18 protein-coding genes and 1 pseudogene are annotated in these 21,331 nt (G+C 72.6%); 16 read left to right on the forward strand and 3 right to left on the reverse strand.

Features of this window, described 5'->3' with window-relative positions:
• Window positions 1–5: 5 nt before the first annotated feature.
• The 4 genes from PS467_RS38155 to PS467_RS38170 all read left to right on the forward strand — a co-directional run bounded on the left by PS467_RS38155 (window position 6) and on the right by PS467_RS38170 (window position 3,250).
• Window positions 6–305: a HypC/HybG/HupF family hydrogenase formation chaperone gene (locus tag PS467_RS38155; RefSeq protein WP_311039099.1), complete on the forward strand. Its 300-nt coding sequence runs from the start codon at window positions 6–8 to the stop codon at window positions 303–305.
• Window positions 302–1,423 carry a hydrogenase formation protein HypD gene (gene hypD / locus PS467_RS38160; protein WP_311039100.1) on the forward strand — a complete coding sequence of 374 codons (1,122 nt, stop codon included), beginning with the start codon at window positions 302–304 and terminating at the stop codon, window positions 1,421–1,423. Before PS467_RS38155 ends, hypD begins: the two co-directional genes overlap by 4 nt.
• 64 nt (window positions 1,424–1,487) lie before the next feature.
• Window positions 1,488–2,477 (forward strand): hydrogenase expression/formation protein HypE, encoded by a 990-nt coding sequence (gene hypE / locus PS467_RS38165; protein WP_311040087.1) that lies wholly within the window; start codon window positions 1,488–1,490, stop codon window positions 2,475–2,477.
• Between the two features lie 107 nt (window positions 2,478–2,584).
• Window positions 2,585–3,250, forward strand: coding sequence for a CBS domain-containing protein (locus PS467_RS38170; RefSeq protein ID WP_311039101.1), 666 nt, complete (start codon window positions 2,585–2,587; stop codon window positions 3,248–3,250).
• A 39-nt stretch (window positions 3,251–3,289) separates the two neighbouring features.
• On the opposite strand, the gene PS467_RS38175 is transcribed toward PS467_RS38170, so the two are convergent.
• Together PS467_RS38175 and PS467_RS38180 are read right to left on the reverse strand one after the other, a co-directional pair.
• The gene (locus PS467_RS38175; protein WP_311039102.1) at window positions 3,290–4,522 is read right to left on the reverse strand and encodes an Acg family FMN-binding oxidoreductase; all 1,233 of its coding nucleotides are present in this window, start codon (window positions 4,520–4,522) and stop codon (window positions 3,290–3,292) included.
• 159 nt (window positions 4,523–4,681) lie between these two features.
• Entirely contained in the window at window positions 4,682–4,969 is a 288-nt protein-coding gene (locus PS467_RS38180; RefSeq protein WP_311039103.1) for a DUF1876 domain-containing protein, read from the reverse strand.
• Between the two features lie 249 nt (window positions 4,970–5,218).
• On the opposite strand from PS467_RS38180, the gene acsA reads away from it, so the two are divergent.
• From acsA to PS467_RS38225, 9 genes are all read left to right on the forward strand, one after another.
• On the forward strand, window positions 5,219–7,009 hold the full coding sequence (acsA, locus tag PS467_RS38185; RefSeq protein WP_311039104.1) for an acetate--CoA ligase: 1,791 nt from the start codon (window positions 5,219–5,221) through the stop codon (window positions 7,007–7,009).
• A complete protein-coding gene (gene pdhA, locus PS467_RS38190; protein ID WP_432280690.1) occupies window positions 7,006–8,103 on the forward strand; it encodes a pyruvate dehydrogenase (acetyl-transferring) E1 component subunit alpha in 1,098 nt (365 codons plus the stop codon). The genes acsA and pdhA overlap by 4 nt, the downstream gene beginning before the upstream one ends.
• Window positions 8,104–8,107: 4 nt before the next feature.
• A complete protein-coding gene (locus PS467_RS38195) occupies window positions 8,108–9,103 on the forward strand; it encodes an alpha-ketoacid dehydrogenase subunit beta (RefSeq protein WP_311039105.1) in 996 nt (331 codons plus the stop codon).
• Between the two features lie 2 nt (window positions 9,104–9,105).
• Entirely contained in the window at window positions 9,106–10,470 is a 1,365-nt protein-coding gene (locus tag PS467_RS38200; RefSeq protein ID WP_311039106.1) for a dihydrolipoamide acetyltransferase family protein, read from the forward strand.
• Entirely contained in the window at window positions 10,467–10,712 is a 246-nt protein-coding gene (locus tag PS467_RS38205; protein ID WP_311039107.1) for an acyl carrier protein, read from the forward strand. The genes PS467_RS38200 and PS467_RS38205 overlap by 4 nt, the downstream gene beginning before the upstream one ends.
• A 133-nt stretch (window positions 10,713–10,845) precedes the next feature.
• Window positions 10,846–11,694 carry a CBS domain-containing protein gene (locus PS467_RS38210; RefSeq protein WP_311039108.1) on the forward strand — a complete coding sequence of 283 codons (849 nt, stop codon included), beginning with the start codon at window positions 10,846–10,848 and terminating at the stop codon, window positions 11,692–11,694.
• Between the two features lie 56 nt (window positions 11,695–11,750).
• Window positions 11,751–12,620 (forward strand): universal stress protein, encoded by an 870-nt coding sequence (locus PS467_RS38215; RefSeq protein ID WP_311039109.1) that lies wholly within the window; start codon window positions 11,751–11,753, stop codon window positions 12,618–12,620.
• Between the two features lie 148 nt (window positions 12,621–12,768).
• The gene (locus tag PS467_RS38220) at window positions 12,769–13,452 is read left to right on the forward strand and encodes a helix-turn-helix domain-containing protein (protein ID WP_311039110.1); all 684 of its coding nucleotides are present in this window, start codon (window positions 12,769–12,771) and stop codon (window positions 13,450–13,452) included.
• Between the two features lie 257 nt (window positions 13,453–13,709).
• Complete coding sequence (locus PS467_RS38225; protein WP_311039111.1) at window positions 13,710–16,313, forward strand: cation-translocating P-type ATPase; 2,604 nt, start codon at window positions 13,710–13,712, stop codon at window positions 16,311–16,313.
• A gap of 60 nt (window positions 16,314–16,373) precedes the next feature.
• Here PS467_RS38225 and PS467_RS38230 read toward each other — a convergent pair whose 3' ends face one another.
• On the reverse strand, window positions 16,374–16,583 hold the full coding sequence (locus PS467_RS38230; RefSeq protein WP_311039112.1) for a hypothetical protein: 210 nt from the start codon (window positions 16,581–16,583) through the stop codon (window positions 16,374–16,376).
• Between the two features lie 370 nt (window positions 16,584–16,953).
• Between PS467_RS38230 and PS467_RS38235 the strand changes: the two genes are divergently transcribed.
• The 3 genes and pseudogenes from PS467_RS38235 to PS467_RS38245 all read left to right on the forward strand — a co-directional run bounded on the left by PS467_RS38235 (window position 16,954) and on the right by PS467_RS38245 (window position 21,309).
• Window positions 16,954–17,628, forward strand: a complete 675-nt coding sequence (locus PS467_RS38235; protein ID WP_311039113.1) for a CBS domain-containing protein — start codon at window positions 16,954–16,956, stop codon at window positions 17,626–17,628.
• 20 nt (window positions 17,629–17,648) lie between these two features.
• Window positions 17,649–18,530: a universal stress protein gene (locus PS467_RS38240; RefSeq protein ID WP_311039114.1), complete on the forward strand. Its 882-nt coding sequence runs from the start codon at window positions 17,649–17,651 to the stop codon at window positions 18,528–18,530.
• A gap of 54 nt (window positions 18,531–18,584) precedes the next feature.
• Window positions 18,585–21,309 (forward strand): annotated as a pseudogene (locus PS467_RS38245) (bifunctional acetate--CoA ligase family protein/GNAT family N-acetyltransferase).
• Window positions 21,310–21,331: the final 22 nt, after the last annotated feature.

Raw genomic sequence — 21,331 nt, forward strand, 5'->3', positions numbered from 1 at the left:
AGCCCATGTGTCTGGCGGTACCCGGCCGCGTGGTCGGCATCGAGGAACGGAACGGTACGTCGATGGCGCGGGTCGACTTCGGCGGGGTGGTCAAGGACGTCTGCCTCGCCTATCTGCCGGAGATCGAGGTCGGTGAGTACGCGATCGTCCACGTCGGTTTCGCGATCCAGCGGCTCGACGAGGAATCGGCCCTGGCCACCCTCCGGCTCTTCGAACGGATCGGGGCACTGGACGAAGAGTTCGGCGATGCCTGGGCGCGTGCGGCCGCCGAGTCGGAAACGGCCTCCGAGGAGGAGAACCGGTGAAATACATCGACGAATTCCAGGATCCGGAATTGGCCCGACGGCTCCTGGACGAGATCGCCCGGACGGTCACCCGGCCGTGGGCGATGATGGAGGTCTGCGGCGGCCAGACCCACTCGATCATCCGGCACGGCCTCGACCAACTGCTGCCCGACACGGTCGAGTTGATCCACGGTCCGGGCTGCCCGGTCTGTGTCACACCGCTGGCGGTGATCGACAAGGCGCTGGAGATCGCCTCCCTCCCGGATGTGGTCTTCTGCTCGTTCGGCGACATGCTCCGGGTGCCGGGAAGCGACCGTGACCTGTTCCGGGTCAAGGGCGACGGTGGTGACGTCCGTGTCGTCTACTCACCGCTGGACGCGCTGCGGATCGCCCAGCGGACCCCGGACAAACAGGTGGTGTTCTTCGGGGTCGGCTTCGAGACCACCGCCCCCGCCATCGCCATGACGGTCCACCAGGCGAAGCGGCTCGGGGTGCGGAACCTCAGCCTGCTGGTCTCGCACGTCCGGGTGCCACCGGCCATCGAGGCGGTCATGCGGTCACCGGACTGCCGCGTCCAGGCGTTCCTCGCCGCCGGGCACGTGTGCAGCGTGATGGGCACCAGCGAGTATCCCGCCCTCGCCGACACCTACCGGGTGCCCATCGTGGTCACCGGATTCGAGCCGCTGGACATCCTGGAAGGGATCCGGCGGGCGGTCCGCCAACTCGAACGAGGAGAGCACCACGTCGAGAACGCCTACCCGCGTGCCGTGAGCGCGCAGGGCAACCCGGTCGCCCTGCGCGTGCTGAGAGAGGTGTTCACCACCACCGACCGGACCTGGCGCGGTATCGGCACCATCCCGGACAGCGGCTGGCGGCTGTCGGACGCCTACCGCGACTACGACGCCGAGCACCGGTTCGACATCACCGGCCCGGCCGCCGCCGAACCGGCGGTGTGCCGCAGCGGGGAGGTGCTCCAGGGCCTGATCAAGCCCCATGAGTGCGCGGCCTTCGGCATCATCTGCACACCGCGCACACCGCTGGGCGCCACCATGGTCTCCAGCGAGGGCGCGTGCGCCGCCTACTACCTGTACCGGCGGCTGTCCCCGCCCCACACGGAGGAGAAGGCTTCCGTTGACTGACCTCACCACCGACACCACCGGCTGGTCCTGTCCGGTGCCGCTGCGCGACCACCCCGTGGTGGTCATGGGACACGGTGGTGGCGGAGCGCTGTCCGCCGAGCTGACCCGGCACCTCTTCCTCCCCGCCTACGGCGGCGAGACGCTGGCAGGGCTCGCCGACTCGGCCTCCGTCACCCTCGGTGGCGCCCGGCTGGCCTTCTCGACCGACTCCTACGTCGTCCGCCCGCTGTTCTTCCCCGGCGGAAGCATCGGAGACCTGGCGGTCAACGGCACCGTCAACGACCTGGCCATGAGCGGGGCCGTCCCCGCGTACCTGTCCTGTGCGTTCATCCTGGAGGAGGGGACGGAGCTGAGCACCGTCGGCCGGGTCGCCCAGGCACTCGGCGCGGCCGCGCGGGCGGCCGACGTCACCGTGGTCACCGGCGATACCAAGGTGGTCGACTCCGGCCACGGCGACGGCGTCTACCTGAACACGGCGGGCATCGGGCTGATCCCCGAGAGCGTGGACATCCGTCCGCAGCGCGCCCGGCCCGGAGATGTGGTGATCGTCAGCGGTCCGATCGGGCAGCACGGCATCGCCATCCTCAGCGTCCGCGAAGGGCTGACGTTCGGCACCGACGTGGTCAGCGACACCGCGCCCCTGGCCGGGCTGGTCCAGGCGATGCTCGCCGCCACCCCCGAGATCCACGTCCTGCGTGATCCGACGAGAGGCGGCCTGGCCGCGGCACTGGGCGAGATCGCGACAGCCTCGGACACCGGCGTCGTGCTGGACGAGGGCGCGGTGCCCGTCCCCGACGCGGTGGCCACCGCCTGTGCCCTGCTCGGCCTGGACCCGATGTACGTGGCCAATGAAGGCCGCCTGGTGGCCTTCGTGCCCAGGACCCACGCCGACGCGGTACTGGCGGCGATGCGCGCGCATCCGCAGGGAGGGGGTGCGGTCGTGATCGGTGAGTGCGTGGCCGAACACCCCGGCATGGTCGTGGCCCGTACCGGACTCGGCGGGACCCGGATCGTGGATCCGCCGCTCGGTGAGCAACTCCCGCGCATCTGCTGAACGGGCGCGGTCCCCAGGTGGCCGGGACACACCGGAGGACCGGACACTGGAAGGGGAAGAGCCGCCGGAACGCCGTGCGGAACGGACCGAGGGAAGGGAGGAACCCCGTGCCCGAGACTCCGCACATCGTGAGCGATGTGATGACACGGACGGTGGTCGCCGTCGGGCGTGAGGCGCCGTTCAAGGAACTGGTGCAGACCCTGGGCACGTGGCGGGTGAGCGCCATGCCGGTCCTGGAGGGCGAGGGCCGGGTCATCGGCGTCGTCTCCGAGGCCGATCTGCTGCCCAAGGAGGAGTTCCGGGACAGCGACCCGGACCGCTTCCAGCAGCTGCGGCGCCTCCCCGATCTCGCGAAGGCGGGGGCGGTGACGGCGGAAGAGCTGATGAGCTCCCCGGCGGTGACCGTGCACCCCGGCGCCACGCTGCCCGAGGCGGCCCGGATCATGGCCGTCAGAGGGGTCAAACGGCTTCCCGTGGTCGACGCCGAGGGGAAGTTGCAGGGCATCGTCACCCGGGGCGATCTGCTGAAGGTCTTCCTCCGTACGGACCAGGACATCGAGGCGGAGGTCCACCGCACCGTGGTGTCCCACCTCTTCCCCGGCAGCGGTGTCCACGTACGGGCCCGGGAGGGCGTCGTCACCCTCAGCGGACAGCTCCGCGACACCGCGCTGATCCCCGTGGCCGCGCGCCTCACCCGGGCCGTGGAGGGAGTCGTGGACGTCGAATGCCATTTCCGGGGCGTCGGACCGGACCAGGCCGGACACCCCGCCTGACGGGGACCTCCCTGGCCGGTCCGGAACGCACGGGTGCGGTTACGGCTCGGTGTCCAGTACGTCCTGGACCGGCCGGCGAGGGGTCCGGGCGCCCGGACGGCCATACCCCAAGCGCAGCACCATCTGCACATAGGCCATGCCCGACGTCGGGTCGCGCAGCGGCCAGCGCGTGTCGTGCCATTCGAGGGCCTGGGTGACGAACGAGGTGGCCAGCCCCTCCAGGGTGGCCCGCAGCAGTACCCGTTCCACCGCCTGGCCGGTGCGCAGCCAGTCCTCGGGCCGGTCGCGTGCGGTGCTCAGCAGCGCCAGGTGGGGAAAGGTCTCGAAATCGGCGGTCGGGCGGCCGGGGACCCGCTTGCCGCCCGCGAAGTCCCGCATGGGCGCCTTGCCGATCCGGCGGAGGGGCCCGAAGGCGGACTCCGGGACCCCTTCGGTGGCCGGCCGCTCATCACCCGCCCTGCGGGTGAAACGGGCCAGGTCCGAGGCGGTGCCGGCATCGGTGATGTTGCGGGCCTCGGCCTCCAGCATCAACTCCAGGACCGACTGGAGGTGCCAGCCGGAGGGGAAGGCCAGCCAGACGCCCTCCTGGTGCGCGGCATCGACGAGAGCGGTGCACACGGGTCCGGGTATCGGCGTCTCGGCGAAGGGGTGGCGGCTGGTGTGCCGGGTGTGCACGGCGGGGTACAGACCGGCCGGATCGGTCTCGCCGCCGAGTGGGCCGGTCAGCGTCACCGAGGCCAGCAGCATGGGGTCGCCGGGGTCGGGCAGTAGCCGGGTCGCCGCCTGCCATCCCTCGTGCGCGACCGCGACCCGCAGGTTCATCAGGGCGGCGCCGCAGCCGAGGTGCAGGGCGCGCAGTTCCGGGTCGGAATGGGGCAGAGCGCCCCGGAGGTCGGCCCTGAGGTGGAAGACACGGGTGCGCCGGAAGTACTGGAACCGCCAGGGCTGGGCGTTGTGCATCGACGGGGCGGCCGTGGCGTCCCGCACCAGCGCCATGACCACCGCTTCGGAGAGCGAACGAGCGCTGTCCCGCGCCACCCCGGACTCAGGGTGACCGGTCGTCTCCGGCCGCCCTTCCGGTTCGTGCGCGAGGTGGTGAACGTGCGCGTCCGGGCCAGGGAACACGAGGGTGACCTGATCGGAGTCCGACCACCGCACGTCATAGGGCGGCGTCCCGTCCTCGTGGTGGAGTCCGACGATCTCACCGTCCCGTTGGGTGGCACCGGTGGTGGGGCTTTCGACAATCAGTTGGTCGCCGACTTGAGCACGCATCGACATCCCGCCTCTCTGCCCTCGCGTCCCACTGTGTCACCGCGGAGGTGCGGTGTCCTGGGGGCGGAAAGTCCTCGGGCGGGGGCCGGATGGCCCCATTGCTCGTGGTGGCGACGAGACCGGGAGGACTCTGCCGCGGCGGACCCCGCGCCGGCCGTTTCAGGTGGCCCACCCCCATACCTCATGGGGCCGGGGGCGGGGCGGCGCGCCGCCACCGTCGATATCGCGCTCCGCGGCGCCCAGCAGCTGGTCACCCAGATCGTGCAGCGCCCGTCCGGCCGCCAGCTCGTCCCCGATCTCGGGCACGTTCTCGTCCTCGGGGTTGCGCCGGGCGGTCCCGCGGCCGGTGAGCGAGGTGTCCTTGGTGTCGAGCACGACGCGGGCCTTCGTCGTTCCCTCGTCCTCGAAGAGGTAAAGGCGGACTGTCCATTCCACTGTGTGTGGCATCTTCTCCTCCTCGCCGGAAGATGACGGCGGGCCATCGCATCGCCCAGCACTGCCGGGCGGTCCGTTCCACGATCCGGCGCGGGCACGTCCGATCACAGGGCCGAAGGGCCCCATGGGAATGACTGAATCGCCCTATCTGAACAAGAAGCGGCATTCCATGATTAATGCGGCTTTCCGGGGTGTGAGGGGGTACTCCTCGGCTGAGCCGCGAGCGCGCAGCGGACGGGCAGACCACCGGAAGGACAGCACATGGCCTGGGAGACGATCCGGAAGGACACCGCACCGCACGTCACGCCGAACCTGACCGACTACGACCGGGCGCGAGCCGAGTTCACCTGGTCGCGGGCGCGTGCCGCGCTCGCCGGACTCCCCAGCGGCGGCCTGAACATCGCCCACGAGGCGGTGGACCGGCACATCGACTCCGGCGGTGGCGAGAAGAGCGCGCTGCGCTGTGTCGCCCGGGACGGTGCCGTCCACACCGTCACCTACGCCGGACTGGCCCGGCGTACCGCCCGTTTCGCGAACGTCCTGCGCGCGTTGGGCGTCGGCCGGGGCGACCGCGTGTTCACACTGCTCAGCCGCTGCCCCGAGCTGTACACCGCGGTGCTGGGCACACTGAAGAACACCAGTGTGCTCTGCCCGCTGTTCTCCGCCTTCGGCCCCGACCCGGTGGAACAGCGCATGCGGCTCGGCGACGCGCGCGTCCTGGTGACCACCGCGGCGCTCTACCGGCGCAAGGTGGCGGCACGCCGTGCGGCCCTCCCCGGACTCGACCATGTGATCATCGTCGGTCCCGGCGGGGAGGAACTGCCCGGCACTCTCGACTTCGACGAACTGATGGACGCGGCCGCGGACGAGTTCACCATCCCGCCGACCTCGCCGGAGGACATGGCGCTGCTGCACTTCACCAGCGGCACCACCGGCACTCCCAAAGGCGCGGTACACGTCCACGAGGCGGTGGTCGCCCACCACGCCACCGCCGCCTACGCGCTCGATCTGCACCCCGAGGACATCTACTGGTGCACCGCCGACCCCGGCTGGGTCACCGGCATGTCGTACGGCATCGTCGCCCCGCTCGTCCACGGTGCCACGGTCGTCGTCGACGAGGGGGACTACGACACCAGGCGCTGGTACCGGATCCTCGAGGAGCAGCGGGTGAGCGTCTGGTACACGGCGCCCACGGCGCTGCGCATGCTGATGCGGGCCACGCCCCGGCACGGTTCCCACGACCTGCCGGCCTCCTATGACCTGTCCCGTCTGCGGTTCGTCGCCTCGGTCGGCGAGCCGCTGAACCCCGAAGCGGTGGTCTGGGGCCGGGACGTGCTGGGCCTTCCGGTGCACGACAACTGGTGGCAGACCGAAACCGGCTGCATCATGATCGCGAACTTCGCGGCCTGCGACATCCGGCCCGGCTCGATGGGCCGCACGCTGCCGGGTGTCGAGGCGGCGGTCCTCACCTGCGGGGAGGACGGCCGGGCACTGGTCATCGACGGCCGGGTGAGCGTGGAGGACCGCCCGGGTGTCGAGGGAGAACTGGCGCTGCGCCCCGGCTGGCCGTCGATGTTCCGAGGCTATCTGCACGACAAGGAGCGTTACGAGGCGGCGTTCGCCGACGGCTGGTATCTCACCGGCGACCTGGTCAGCCGGGACGCGGACGGCTGGTTCTGGTTCGTGGGCCGCGCCGACGACGTGATCAAGTCCGCGGGTCACCTGATCGGGCCGTTCGAGGTGGAGAGCGTACTCATGGAACATCAGGCGGTCGCCGAGGCGGGGGTGATCGGCCGGCCGGATCCCGTCGCCGGGAATCTGGTCAAGGCGTTCGTATCGCTGCGCCCCGGCACCGAGCCCAGCCGGGCCCTCGAACGCGACCTGCTGGCCTTCGCCCGCCGGCGGCTGGGCCCGGCGGTAGCGCCCCGTGAGATCGCCTTCGACCAGAACCTGCCCAAGACCCGCAGCGGCAAGGTCATGCGCCGAGTGCTGCGCGCCCGGGAACTCGGCCTGCCCACCGGCGACCTGTCCACTTTGGAGGGAACGGCATGAGCCCGGCCCACGAGACCCGAACCCGCACGACCGCGAAGACCTCCGAGGCTCCGAAGGCGGCGAAGACCCCAGGGGCGTCGAAGCGCGTGCGCAAGAGCGACGGAGGTTCCGCCCCCGACCGGTCCGGGGCCGCGCACCGCCGCGACCTGTTGCACGCCATGCTGCGCATCCGCCGTTTCGAGGAGCGGTGCGTCGAGCTGTACAGCGCCGCGAAGATCCGGGGCTTCGTCCACCTCTACATCGGGGAGGAAGCCGTCGCCGTCGGCGTCAACGAGGCGCTGACCCCGGACGACGCGGTGGTCTCCACCTATCGTGAGCACGGCCACGCACTCGCCCGCGGCATTCCGGCCGAAGCCGTCATGGCCGAGATGTACGGCAGGACGACCGGGTGCAGTGGTGGCCGGGGCGGGTCCATGCACCTCTTCGACGCCGGCCGCCGGTTCTACGGCGGGAACGCGATCGTCGCCGGCGGGATTCCGCTGGCCGCCGGGCTCGCGCTGGCCGACCGTATGCGCGGACAGTCCCGCGTCACCTGCTGCTTCTTCGGCGACGGCGCGTTCGCGGAGGGTGAGTTCCACGAAACCGCGAACCTGGCCGCGCTGTGGCGTCTGCCGCTGCTGTTCGCCTGTGAGAACAACCGGTACGCGATGGGCACGGCCCTGGAGCGCCATCAGGCACAGACCGACCTGGCCCTGCGCGCCGCCTCGTACGGCATGGTCTCCTGGGCGGTGGACGGCATGGACGCCGAGGCCGTCGAAAGGGCGGCCCACCGGGCGGCCGAGGGAATCCGGGCAGGCGCCGGACCGCACTTCCTCGAACTGCGTACCTACCGGTTCCGGGCGCACTCGATGTACGACCCGGACCGTTACCGCGACAAGGCCGAGATCGAGCGGTGGAAGGCGCAGGACCCCATCGAGCGGCTCACGGACCGGATGCGCGAGCGCGGTGAACTGGACGACGAGGAACTGGCCGCGGTGGAGAGCCGGATCGACGATGAAGTGGGTGACGCGGTGGAAGCGGCCGAACGGGCGCCGGAGGAGCCGGCCGGGAGCTTGCTGCGCCATGTCACCAGCGCACCGACGGAGGTGGGCTGAAGCCATGGGAACCAGCCGGACGGATGAGCGGAAGACCACCTACCGGGAAGCGCTGCGCGAGGCCCTCCGCGAAGCCATGCGCTCCGACGACCGCGTGTTCCTGATGGGGGAGGACGTGGGGCGGTACGGCGGCTGCTTCGGGGTCAGCCTCGGACTGCTGGAGGAGTTCGGCCCGGAGCGGGTCCGTGACACCCCACTGTCGGAGTCCGCGTTCGTCGGCGCTGGCATCGGCGCCGCCCTGGCCGGGATGCGGCCGATCGTCGAGATCATGACCGTGAATTTCAGCCTGCTAGCCCTCGACCAGATCCTGAACAACGCCGCCACCCTGCTGCACATGTCGGGTGGTCAGCTGCCGGTTCCCCTGGTGATCCGCATGACGACGGGTGCGGGCCGCCAGCTCGCGGCGCAGCACTCGCACAGCCTCGAGGGCTGGTACGCCCACATCCCCGGCATCCGGGTGATCGCCCCGGCGACCCTCGAGGACGCTCGCCACATGCTGGCCCCCGCGCTGGCCGATCCCGATCCGGTCCTGATCTTCGAGCACGGCGTTCTGTACAACGCCTCGGGCGAGATCGGCCCGCCTGCCGCGTCGGCGGATCTGGACCACGCGGCCGTCCGCAGATCCGGCACCGACATCTCGCTGATCACCTATGGCGGCTCGCTGCCCAAGGTGCTCATGGCGGCCGACGAACTGGCCGTCGACGGCATCAGCGCGGAAGTCGTCGACCTGCGCACGCTGCGGCCACTGGACGGCGAGACCATCGCCGCCTCGGTGACCCGTACGCACCGTGCCGTGGTCGTCGACGAGGCCTGGCGCACCGGCAGTCTGGCCGCCGAGGTGTCCGCCCGGATCGCCGAGGGCTCCTTCTACGACCTGGACGCGCCCGTCGAGCGGGTGTGCGGCGCCGAGTGCCCCATGCCCTACGCCCGGCGGCTGGAGGAGGCCGCGTTGCCGCAGCCGTCGGACGTCGTGGCCGCGGCCCACCGGGCGGTGGACTGACCATGGCCGAGTTCACGATGCCGTCGCTGGGCGCCGACATGGACGAGGGGACGCTCCAGGAGTGGCTGGTGCGCCCCGGTGAGCGGATCCGGCGGGGCGATCCGGTCGCGGTGGTTGAAACCGCGAAGTCCACGATCGAGGTCGAGTGCTTCGAGACCGGAACGGTGGGGGAACTGCTGGTCGAGCCCGGACGGACGGTGCCCGTGGGCACCCCGCTCGCGCTGATCGAAACGGACCGGGAGGAACCGGAGAAGCCCGGGAGGAAGCCGCCGCGGAGGCGCGGGCCGAAGGCCACGCCACCACCGAAGGTGGTCCCGCCCCCGCCGCACGAGCCGGCACCGGCCGGTGATCGCGAGCTTGCCGTCGACCTTCCCCCGGAAGGACGCGTCCCGCACGAGGCCGTCCCCCTGGTCCGGCGGCTGGCCCGGGAACGCGGCGTCGACCTGGGGGCCCTCCACGGCTCGGGGCCGCACGGGCGCATCACCCGCTCCGATGTCGAGCGGGCCGCCGCACGGCGGCCGCGACCGCCGATCACCCCGCTCGCCCGACGGCTGGCCGGGGAACTGGGCGTGGACCTGGCCACCGTGACGGGGACCGGCAGACACGGCGCCGTCCGCGCCGACGACGTGCGGAAGGCGGCTGCCGGCCGCGCCGCCGCCCCGGTGAGCGGCCACGCGGAACCGGCGCGTACGGCTGACGACCGGGCCGTGGCCATGCGCCGGACGATCGCCGGACTGATGGCGCGGTCCAAGCGGGACATCCCGCACTACTACCTGTCCACGACGGTCGACATGGCCGCCGCGATGGGCTGGCTGCGCGATTACAACCGGCGCAGCCCGGTGGGTGAGCGGCTGCTCCCCGCGGCCCTGCTGCTGAAGGCGGCGGCCCTGGCGGTGCGGGAGGTGCCCGCGCTCAACGGATTCTGGACCGAGGACCGCTTCACCGAGGGCGACGGTGTGCACCTGGGCGTGGCGGTGTCCCTCCGCGGCGGCGGGCTGGTCGCCCCCGCGCTGCACGACGCCGACAGACTTCCTCTCCCGGAGTTGATGTCCCGCCTGAAGGACCTGGTCACCCGGGTCCGTGAGGGGCGGCTGCGCGGATCCGAGGTCTCCGACCCCACCATCACGGTCACCAATCTCGGGGATCAGGGAGTGGAGAGCGTTCTGGGCGTGATCTACCCGCCGCAAGTGGCCCTCATCGGGTTCGGGCGCGTCGTCGACCGTCCCTGTGCCGTCGACGGGCTGCTGGGTGTCCGGCCGACGGTCACGGCCACTCTCTCCGCCGACCACCGGGCGACCGACGGGGCCATCGGGGCCCGCTGCCTGGCCGAGGTCGACCGTCGCCTGCGGCATCCGGAGGAACTGTGAACCGCACCGAAGCGATGGACGTCGTCAAGGACTCCCTGGCGCAGGTCGTGCCCGGCGCGGACCTCGCCGTCCTGCACCCGGACGATGCCTTCCGCGACACCCTGGAACTCGACTCGCTGGACTTCCTCAACTTCATCGAGACGCTCAGCCGGCGCACGGGTGTCCGCATCGACGACGAGGACACACCGCGGCTCACCACACTGTCCGGTTGCGCCGCGTTCCTCGTCTCGCGCACGGAGTGAGACGCAATGGCGGCCGGTGCCGGGGCGCGGCCGAACCCGCCCGCCCGGGGGCCGTTGGGCCCGGCGGCGTGACCGTCCGATCGGTGCGACACTGGCGGCATGGGTGACCGGTAGCGCTCGTGGGGAGGTTGCCATGAGCGAATTCGAACATCATGCGGCGGAGAAGGAAGCCCGCCGCGGCGTCCACGGCCGCCACCGGATATCGACGGCGGAGCGGCGTGAGGACATGCTGAGGCGTTACCTCGGTGCCGTGGCCGCCGCCTCGTCCACCGAGGGCGAAACGGCACCGGCACGCGGAGCCGAACCCGTGCACACCGGGCGCCGGGCTCCGGCACACCCCACCGTGCCGCGGGTGGACGACGTGATGCGGGCGCCCGCCGTCTCGGTGCCGGGCGATATGCCCTTCCTCCAGGTCGCCGCTGCGCTCGCGGCCGAACAACTGAGTGCGGTACCTGTGGTCGACGCCGAAGAACACGTCGTCGGGATGGTGTCCGAGTCCGATCTGCTGGCCAAGGCCGCCGTGCTGGCCACCACCCGCCGACCGGGCCCGCTCGGCAAGCTCAAGGAGCGTCGGCTCTACGAGAAGAGCCGTGGCGAGACGGCGGCCACCTTGATGACCTACCCCGCCGTCACGGTCCATCCGTCGGACACGGTGGCCGACGCGGCGTGGACCGCCGCGCGTTCCCGTCTCAAGCGGCTGCCCGTCACCGACCACCGCGATCGGCTCATCGGCGTGGTGACCCGCGCGGATCTGCTGCGGTCGCTCGTCCGGGACGACGCCGACATCCGTGAGGAGATCGAGTCCAGGATCCTCCGCGAGGAGTACCACCTCGATCCGGATGCCATCGAGGTGATGGTGGTGGGCGGCGTCGTGACCGTGGAGGGCAAGGTGGACGTGGCACTCGCCCCCGGACTGCTCGAGTCGATTCGGGCGGTCGAGGACGTCGACGAGGTGGTCGATCACCTCACCGGAGTCACCTGACCCGGCCCATTCGGGCCGCGGCAGCCGCGAACCGCGGCGGATACGGAGGAGGTCCCATGGCCCGACCCATCACCGTAGGCCTGGACGGATCGCCCGAGAGTCTGGACGCCGCCGACTGGGCGGCGCGGGAGGCGCGGTGGCGTCATGCGCCGTTGCGCCTTGTGTACGCCTGGGCGCCGCTGCCGCACACGGCGCGCACCGCTCAGGCCCCCGAGGTCCGCGAGGAGTGGGCACGGGGGCTCCTGGACGATGCGGAGGCCGATCTCGCGAGCCGCCATCCGGAGGTGTCGGTCTCCACCGAGCTGGTGACGGAGACCGCCGTCCCGGCCCTGGTGGCCCACGGTGCCGACGCGGAGATGCTGGTGCTGGGCTGCCGCGGCCGTGGCGCCGTGGCCGGCTTCCTGCTCGGCTCCGTCGCGCTGCAGGTGCTCGGCCGGTCCACACGTCCGGTCGTGCTGGTGCGGCACACGAGCCATCACGCGCACGGGGCCGCCGGGTCGGACGTGGTGGTGGGCATCCAGAATCCGCCCGAGTCGGCCGCGCCGATCGAGTTCGCGTTCGCCACGGCCGCGGCCCGAGGCGTGGGGGTCCGAGCCGTACGGGCCTGGGTGCTGCCGCCGGTGTTCGAGTACGGTCCGGCGTACCTGCGGGCCCTGGACGAGGCCGGTGGTATCGAACCCGGTGAGCGGAAGCAGCTGGCGGAAGCGGTCCTGCCGTGGCGGGAGAAGTACCCGCGGGTGCCGGTGACCGAGCACGTCGAGATGGGCGGCGTCGCGGAGGTGCTGTTGACATCGGCCGAGGGGGCGGGACTCGTGGTCGTCGGCCGGCACATCCACCGGCCCGCCATGGGCCCGCGCCTCGGCCATGTCGCGCACGCCCTGCTGCACCACGCGGCGTGCCCCGTCGCGGTCGTCCCGCACGGCTGAACCGGATGGTGGCGGAGCCCGATGGGGAACCAGGTGCGCGGCGTCCGGGGACCGGCACCTCGGCGCTCAAGGCCGCGCACAGGCCGGAAGAAGCCGCGCACTGGACCGTGAGAACAGCACATTGACGACCGAAGGGATGTGAGCCACGGTGTCCGAACCATCAGGCTCCAGCCCGGCAGCCCGGCAGCCGATCGGGGGCGGAGGCGACCTCGGACGGCGCATCGCGCTGCGGCGGGCGCAGCTCGGTCTCTCGAGGGAGGAGGTGGCCGTCCGGGCGGGCAGCTCACCGGGTTACGTGCGCTATCTGGAGGAATCCCCCGCCGACCCGGGCGCCGGCACCCTCCTGAGGATCGCCGCGGCCTTGGAGACCACCACGACCGCACTGCACGGCTACGGCACCGATCTGCCGCCCGGCCTCGGCCAGGCAGGACACCACCCCCAGCTGCTGGAGCTGGACCCCGTGGAGTGCCGGGCCCGGCTCGCGGCGCACGGCGTGGGCAGGGTCTCGGTGTCGACCTCCCGGGGCCCGGTCATCGTCCCGGTCAACTACAGCGTCATCGACGACGCCGTGGTCTTCCGGACCGCGCCTGAGGCCTCCCCGGCGGCGGCCGCCGGCACCGAGGTCGCCTTCGAGGTGGACCATATCGACGAGGCGCTCAGCCAGGGCTGGAGCGTCCTTGTCGTCGGACGCGCCCGACAGGTCACCGAGCCGGCGGCGGTCCGGGAACTGGCCGACAAGGCGTTCAGCACCCCATGGCCCGGGGGCAGCCGTGACCTGTGGCTGCGCATCGAGCCCACGAGCATCACCGGCCGCCGTATCCAGGCGGAGTGACCAGCGCGCGTGCCCGGCCGCCACGGGCGGCGTTCGGCTTCGACGCCGCGACCGGGCACGCGGTGCCGGGCCAACGGCTCGGGGCACCCCGCGGGGCCGGGCGAGGGCCGTGCCGGCCCGCCGAGCCGGGCACCGGATGCGGCCCGGCGGAACCGGCTCCACGATGGGGTTATGACGGCCCCCCGCCCCGCCGAGAGCTATGACGCCTTCCGGGCCCCGGCCGCCCGGCGGGGGCGGCCGGCGGCGGACGGTCTCGGGTGACGTCCGGTCTGTCGCAGCGGGAGGCGGCACGCCGGCTGGGGGAGTACGGGGCCAACGTGGTCGCCCAGGGGCGGCGCACCCCCGTGTGGCGCCGCGTGGCACAACAGCTGCGTGACCCTCTGATCGTGGTGCTTCTCGTGGCCGCCGCGCTGACCATCGCCACCGGGGATCTGCCCGACGCATCGGTCATCCTGCTGGTGATCACGGTGAACACCGTGGTCGGCGTCGTCCAGGAGGTGAGGGCGGAACGGGCTGTCGCCGCCCTGTCGGCCTTGAGTGCCCCCACCGCCCGCGTCGTACGGGATGGCGCGGAGCGTTCCGTACCGGCCGCCGACGTGGTGCCGGGCGACCTGGCCCTGGTGGCCGAGGGCGACATCGTGCCCGCGGACGGCGTCGTTCTCGATGCCGCACGGCTCTTGGTGGACGAGTCGTCACTGACGGGCGAGTCCGTCCCGGTGGAGAAGACCACCACCGAGGACCGGTCGCTCGGCACGGTCTCGGCGGGCACGGTGGTCGTGCGCGGCCACGGCCGCTTCCAGGTCACCGGCACCGGGGCGAGCAGCGCGCTCGGCAGGATCGCCTCGCTGATGACGGCCGCTCCCGGGCTGACTCCGCTCCAGCGCCGGCTGGCCCGGTTCGGCCGGGTCCTGGCGGCCGTCACCGTCGTGCTGTGCGCCGTGGTGCTGGCCCTAGGACTGGTGCGCGGACAGCCGGTGGAGCTGATGGTCGTGACCGCCATCAGCCTCGCCGTCGCCGCCGTACCGGAGTCCCTGCCCGCCGTGGTGACCCTGGCACTCGCCCTGGGGGCGCGGCGAATGGCCGACCGGCACGCCATCGTCCGCCGGCTCCCCGCCGTGGAGACCCTGGGGTCGGTCACGGTGCTCGCCACCGACAAGACCGGAACCCTCACCGAAGGCCGCATGGCCGTGGAGAAACTGTGGACGCCCCGGGAGGAGGCCACGGTCACCGGTACCGGCTACGGGCCCGAGGGCCGCGTCATCCGCGACGGCCACACGGTGACCGCGCGCGGCGACCCCGATCTGGCCCTGCTGCTGCGTGCCTCGATGCTGTGCAACGACGCCGCGCTCGAACCTCCGCCGGACGGCGGGACACGGTGGCGCGCGCTGGGCGACCCCACCGAGGCCGCCCTGCTCGCCGCCGGGGCCAGGCTGGGCCTGGACCGGGCCGCGCTGGACCGGGAACTGCCACGCGTGGACGAGGTCCCCTTCGACAGCACCCGCAAGCGCATGACCACCGTGCACCGAAGGCCCGGCGGCGGCCTGTGGGTCATCTCCAAGGGGGCGCCGGAGGTGATGCTGCGGCCCCCGGTCCTCGCCGACCCGCCGGAGCTGCTCGGCCGGGCCGCCGCCGAGGCGGAGGAACTGGCCCGGGGCGGGTACCGGGTCCTGACGGTCGCCTGTGCCGAGCACGGGCAGGAAGGGCGGGGGGACCCCGGGACGCGGGAGTCGAACCTGTCGCTCCTGGGACTCATCGGCATCCTCGACCCGCCCCGCGACGCCTCCCGGACGACCATCGCGGCCTGCGAACGCGCCGGTATCACCCCCGTCCTCATCACCGGCGACCACCCGCTCACCGCGCGGGCGGTGGCCCTGCGCTCGGGCATCACCGCCCAGGAGGGCCAGGTCACCACGGGTGAACGGATCCGCACCGGCACCGCGGGCGACCTCACCCACCTGTGTGTGTACGCCCGGACCACTCCGGAGCAGAAACTGGACATCGTCCAGGCGTGGCGCGAGTCGGGTCACGTCGTGGCGATGACCGGGGACGGCGTCAACGACGGGCCCGCCCTGCGCCGAGCCGACATCGGCGTGGCCATGGGACAGCGCGGCACCGAGGTGGCCCGTCAGGCGGCCGACCTCGTACTCGCCGACGACAACCTGGGCACGGTGGTCTCCGCCGTCGAGGAGGGCCGCCGTGTCTACGCCAACGTCCGCCGGTTCCTGCTGTACGCCCTCGCCGGCGGCACCGCCGAGATCCTGGTGATGCTCCTGGGCCCGTTCTGGGGCATGCCCCTGCCCCTGCTCCCGGCCCAGATCCTGTGGATCAACCTGCTCACCCACGGCCTCCCGGGCGTGGCCCTGGGAGCGGAGCCGGGCGCCCCGGATGTGATGCGCCACCCGCCCAGACCTCCTGAGGAGAGCGTGCTCGGCGCCGGCCTGTGGCCCCGGATCCTGGCCATGGGCGCCTTCGTCGCCACCGTCACCCTGGCGGCCGGGGTCTGGGCGCGGGAGACCGGCCGCCCCTGGCAGTCCATGATGTTCCTGGTGCTCGGCGCCACCCAGCTCGGTGTCGCCCTGGGTTCCCGGGCACGGCCGGGCAGCCTCGCCAACCCCTTCCTGCTGCTCGCCGTCGGGGCGGCGCTGGTCCTCCAGGCGGCCGGCGTGTATCTGCCGCCCCTGCGCGCCCTGTTGGGCACCGAGCCGCTGCCCCCCGGGGACCTCGCCGTCGCGTGTGTCCTCTCCGGCCTCGGGCACATCGTCATGCGCGTACAGGCGCGGCTGGTCCCGGAACGGCCACCCCGGACGGGCTCCGCCGTCCGCGAGGTGCGACGGGGCGGAGGTGAGGCGGGCGCCGGGTAGGTCTGGCGGAGGCCCGGCCGAGCGCCCCGCCGGCTCCGTCCCTTCCGGCACGGGGAGCGGTTACAGACCCTGCGACAGCAGCAGTTCGTGGGCGAGCCGCGCGCCGCGTGCCGCCTCCTCGGGCGGAACGTCCTTCGACGGGATGTTCTCCAGGCCGTGGGCGAGTGCCCGGACCGCCTCGGCCAGGGTTCCGACCTGTGTTTCCAGCCGACTCAACCGGGCTTCCGGTCCGGGCTCGGCATCGGATGCTTCGGGATGGTTGTGCGTCATGTCGTGCCTCCCCACGAGGCGGTGACAAACCGGGCCTCAGCTCGGTGGGAACGAACGAACGCCCGCGAATCGGCGGTCGTGTGCATGTGTGCGTCGGGCCGGGGAACACAAGGGTGGCCCGGCCGGTGCTCGCTCATCGGTGCTCACGCATCCACATCCCGCCTCTCTGCCTGACTTCCACTGTGTCACCGCTGATGAGTCGTGTCCTGGTGGCGGGAAGACCTGGCGGGTGGGCCGGATGGCCCCGTGGTGGGCCGAGCGGCCGTGACTGGGAGCCATGAGGCTCATCCGGCGGCCGGGGACGAGCTGGCAGGCTCGATGAGGGAGCACACGGGCCGACCTGCCGCGCGTCCGTGAGAGGAGTCGGGAGATGCACCACAGAACGGTCGGAGAGCTCATGACGCGCCCCGTGGTCCGGGCGCCGCGCGACATGCCGTTCAAGGAACTCGTGGCACTGCTCACGGAGCACGATGTCACCGCCGTGCCGGTCGTGGACGACTCCGGACGACCGATCGGTGTGCTGTCCGAGGCCGATCTGCTCCGCAAGTCGTCCGGTCAGGCCGACCCGTCGGGTCTGTTGCCCCTTCCGCACCTGGAGGCGTGGGAGCGCGCGAAGGCGCAGGGGGCGAGGGCGGAGGAGCTGATGTCGGCGCCCGCGGTGTGCGCGCGTCCGGAGTGGACGGTCGTCGAGGCGGCTCGGGTGATGTCGGACCGGAACGTCAGGCGGCTGCCCGTGGTGGACGAGACCGGCGAGCTGCTCGGCATCGTCAGCCGGGGCGACCTGTTGCGGGTCTTCCTGCGCCATGACGACGCGATCCGCGACGAGATCGAAAGGGATCTGCTGCGGCGGACCCTGCGTCTGGCGCCCTCGGCCGTGACGGTCCAGGTGCGGCAGGGCGAGGTCACGCTGGACGGGTCGGTCGAGGCCAGGAGCCTGGTCCCGGTCATCGTGCGGCTGTGCCGGGGGGTGGACGGGGTGGTCTCGGTCGACGAGCACATCGCCTATGGCACCGATGACACCGGCGGCTCCGCCGTGGCCGCGTGAACCCGGCAGGAGGCACCGGCATGGAAGACGCCACGGAACACACCACGGAACAAGTGGTCACCGTGGGCCTCGACGGCTCGGCCGAGAGCCTGGCCGCCGCCCACTGGGCCGCCGACGAGGCGGAGCGGCGTGAGCTGGCGCTGCGTCTGACGCACGCCTGGATCCTGCTGTCCCCGCCCACGCCGGACAGCCCCACGGCGGACGACCAGAACTACTGGGCGCGGCGGATCGTGCACGACGCCCACGCCGAGCTGGCCCGCGAGCATCCGCGGCTGACCATCGTCGAGGACCTGGTCGCGGACGAGGCCGAGACGGCCCTGCTCGACGCGGCCGCGCGGTCCCGCATGCTGGTGCTCGGGTCCCGGGGGCTGGACCGGGTGGCCAGCTTCTTCCTGGGCGACATCGGATCGCACACCATCGCACGGGCGGAGCGGCCCGTGGTGCTGATGCGCGCGGCGGGGAGAACGGACGGACGCCGGCGTCATGTGGTCGTGGGCCTGAGCCTGCACGGTCCCCAGGACAACCTCCTCGAGTTCGCCTATGTCACCGCGTTCACCCGCGATGTGCCGCTGCACGCCGTCCACGGAAGAAAGCCGGACCGGGCACACACCGCCGCCCGGGGGACGGAATCCGACGTGGCTCAGGTCTTCACGGAGCAGGCGCGCCGGGAACTGGACGAGGTGCTGCGGCCGTGGCGGGAGAAGTTCCCCCGGGTGCGGGTGATCGACGAGGTCCGGCTGGAGAGCCCCGCCCAGGCCGTCGTACGGGCCGCGTCCGACAGCGATCTGCTGATGCTCGGACGGCGGAAGCACCCGCCCGCGCTGGGTCCCCGCCTGGGCCCCGTGGTGCAGGCGGCGGTGCACCACGCGGGCTGTCCGGTCGCCGTCGTCCCGCATGAATGAGCGGGACGCGGCAGTGGCGGGACGGATGGCCACGGTCGGCGGAAGGGGACACGGATGACGGGCACCTCTCGTCCCGATACCGTCCACGCCCTGCTCGCCGACGGCACCACCGTCGAGATACGCCCCGCCCGGCCACAGGACCGCGACGAGGTGCTGCGCATGCACCAGGAGCTGTCTCCCGAAGCCACCCGGCTGCGTTTCTTCGCCGTCAGCCCGCACTACGGACAGGAGGCGGCGGAGCGCATCTGCGCACCGGGACACCCCGGTTACCGTGCGCTCGTCGCGGTGGCCCGTGGCCGGGTGATCGGAGTGGCCGAGTACACCATGTTGCCGACGTCCCCCGGCGAACCGGTGTCCGCCGATATCGCCCTGGCCGTCGCCGAGCGCCGCCATGGCCAGGGCATCGGCACACTGCTGCTCGAACACCTCGTCCACGCGGCCCGGGAGGCGGGCATCTCCGCCTTCACCGCCGAGGCGCTCGCCGAGAACCACGAGGTCCTGAAGGTCTTCGCCGATCTGGGGCTGCGCACCTCCCGCCACTTCGACGGCACCGACGTCCGCTGCACCGTCCACCTGGCGGAGGACGAGCACTATCTGGCGGCGGTGGACCGGCGGGGCCGCATCGCCGACGTGGCCAGCCTGCGGCCACTGCTGCGGCCGCGTTCGGTGGCCGTGGTCGGCGCGGGCCGGCGGCCCGGCTCGGTGGGGCGGGCCGTGCTGGGCAACCTGCGGTCCGGGGGCTTCACCGGTGCGCTGTACGCGGTCAACCCGCACACTCAGGTCATCGAGGGGACACCGGCGTTCCCGTCCGTGGCGGCCCTGCCGCTCGTACCCGATCTCGTCGTGCTCGCGGTACCGGCGCCCACGGTTCCCGAGGTCGCCGAAGAGTGCGGCACGGCGGGGGTGCGGGGGCTGGTGGTCCTGACGGCAGGGCTCGACACCGGTCAGGCGGAGGCGCTGTTCACCTGCTGCCGGCGCTCCGGTATGCGGCTGGTGGGTCCCAACTGTCTGGGGATCGCCGACACGGCCGACGAGGCGCGCTTGAACGCCACGTTCGCCGCGCATCCCCCGCTGTCCGGGTGCGTGGGTGTCGCCGTGCAATCCGGTGGCGTCGGCATCGCGCTGCTCGAACGGTACGGCCGGCTCGGCGTCGGTGTGTCCGGCTTCGTCTCGCTCGGCGACAAGTACGACGTCAGCGGCAACGACATGCTCCAGTGGTGGGAGGCGGACCCCCGCACCCGGCTCGCCGTGCTCCACCTGGAGTCCTTCGGCAATCCGCGGGCCTTCTCGCGCACCGCGCGCCGCGTCGCCCGCACCATGCCCGTCCTCACCGTGGACGCGGGCCGATCGGACGCCGGACGACGCGCCGCCGCCTCGCACACCGCCGCCGCGGCCACCCCCACCATGACCCGAAGTGCCCTGTTCACCCAGGCCGGCATCATCGCCACCCGGAGCATCGCCGAACTCGTCGACACCACGGCCCTGGTGCACGCCCAACCGCTGCCCGCGGGCTCCCGCGTCGCCGTGGTGAGCAACGCCGGAGGCGCCGGTGTGCTCGCCGCCGACGCCTGCGTCGACGCCGGGCTCGCGGTGCCCGCCCTGGACTCCTCCCTGGCCGGTGCGTTGCGGGCGGTCCTGCCACCCGGTGCCGCCACCGGCAACCCTGTGGACACCACGGCCGCCGTCACCGCCGACCGGATGCGCTCCTGCGTGGACCGGCTGGCGGCGACGGCGGCCGTGGACGCCGTACTGGTGGTGCTCGTTCCCACCGCGCTGGCCACCGGAACCCGCGACGATCCGCTCCTGGCCCTCACCGAGGCGCCAGGGCGTCGCCCCCGCCCGGTGGCTGCGGTCCTGCTCGACCAGGAAGCCCCCGTGCGGCTCCTGGCGAGCGCCGACGACCACCCCGTCCCCGCCTATTGCGAGCCGCGGTCGGCGGCCCGTGCCCTCGCCCATGCCGCCCGCTACGCGCGCTGGCGCGCCGAACCACCGGGCAGCGTTCCCGCGCTGTCGGGGATCGACCATACGGGTGCGGCCGAACTCGTGGAGACTTTCCTCTCCCGCCACGCGGACGGTGGCTGGCTCGACCCGTGTGCCTGCGCGGCCCTGCTCGACCGCTACCACATCCCCCAGCTGCCCTGGGCCTGGGCCGAGGACGAGGACACCGCCGTGGCCGCCGCGCGGCACCTGGTGGAGGACGAGCACGGCCGGGTGGCCCTCAAGGCGTACTGGCCCGGACTGGTGCACAAGAGCGACCAGGGCGCGCTGCGGCTCGACCTGGAGTGGCCGGACCAGGTACGCCACGCCTACCGGGAGCTGCGGACGCGCTTCGCGGACCGGATGACCGGCGTTCTCCTACAGCCCATGGCCCGCCGGGGCGTGGAGCTGTTCGCCGGCGTCGCCCAGGATGAGGTGTTCGGCCCGCTGGTGCTCTTCGGCCTCGGCGGCACCGCCACCGAACTCCTCGCCGACCACGCCGCCAGGCTCGCCCCGCTCACCGACCGCGATGCCCACAGCCTCCTCACCGCCCCGCGCTGTGCCCCCCCTGCTGTTCGGATACCGGGGCGGTGAGCCGGTGGACCTGAAGGCGCTGGAGCAGTTGCTGCTGAGGCTCTCCCGGATGGCCTGCGACCTCCCGCAGCTCGCCGAGACCGACCTCAACCCGGTGGTGGCCCGCCCCGACGGAGTGATGGCGCTGGACGCGCGGCTGCGCATCCTGCCACGCCATGCGCACGACCCCTACCTGCGGCGACTGCGCGCCGCCCGGCGGTGGGCCTGAAGGCGCCGGGGACGGGGCGCGG

This window comes from Streptomyces luomodiensis (assembly GCF_031679605.1).
GTDB classification, from domain to species: domain Bacteria; phylum Actinomycetota; class Actinomycetes; order Streptomycetales; family Streptomycetaceae; genus Streptomyces; species Streptomyces luomodiensis.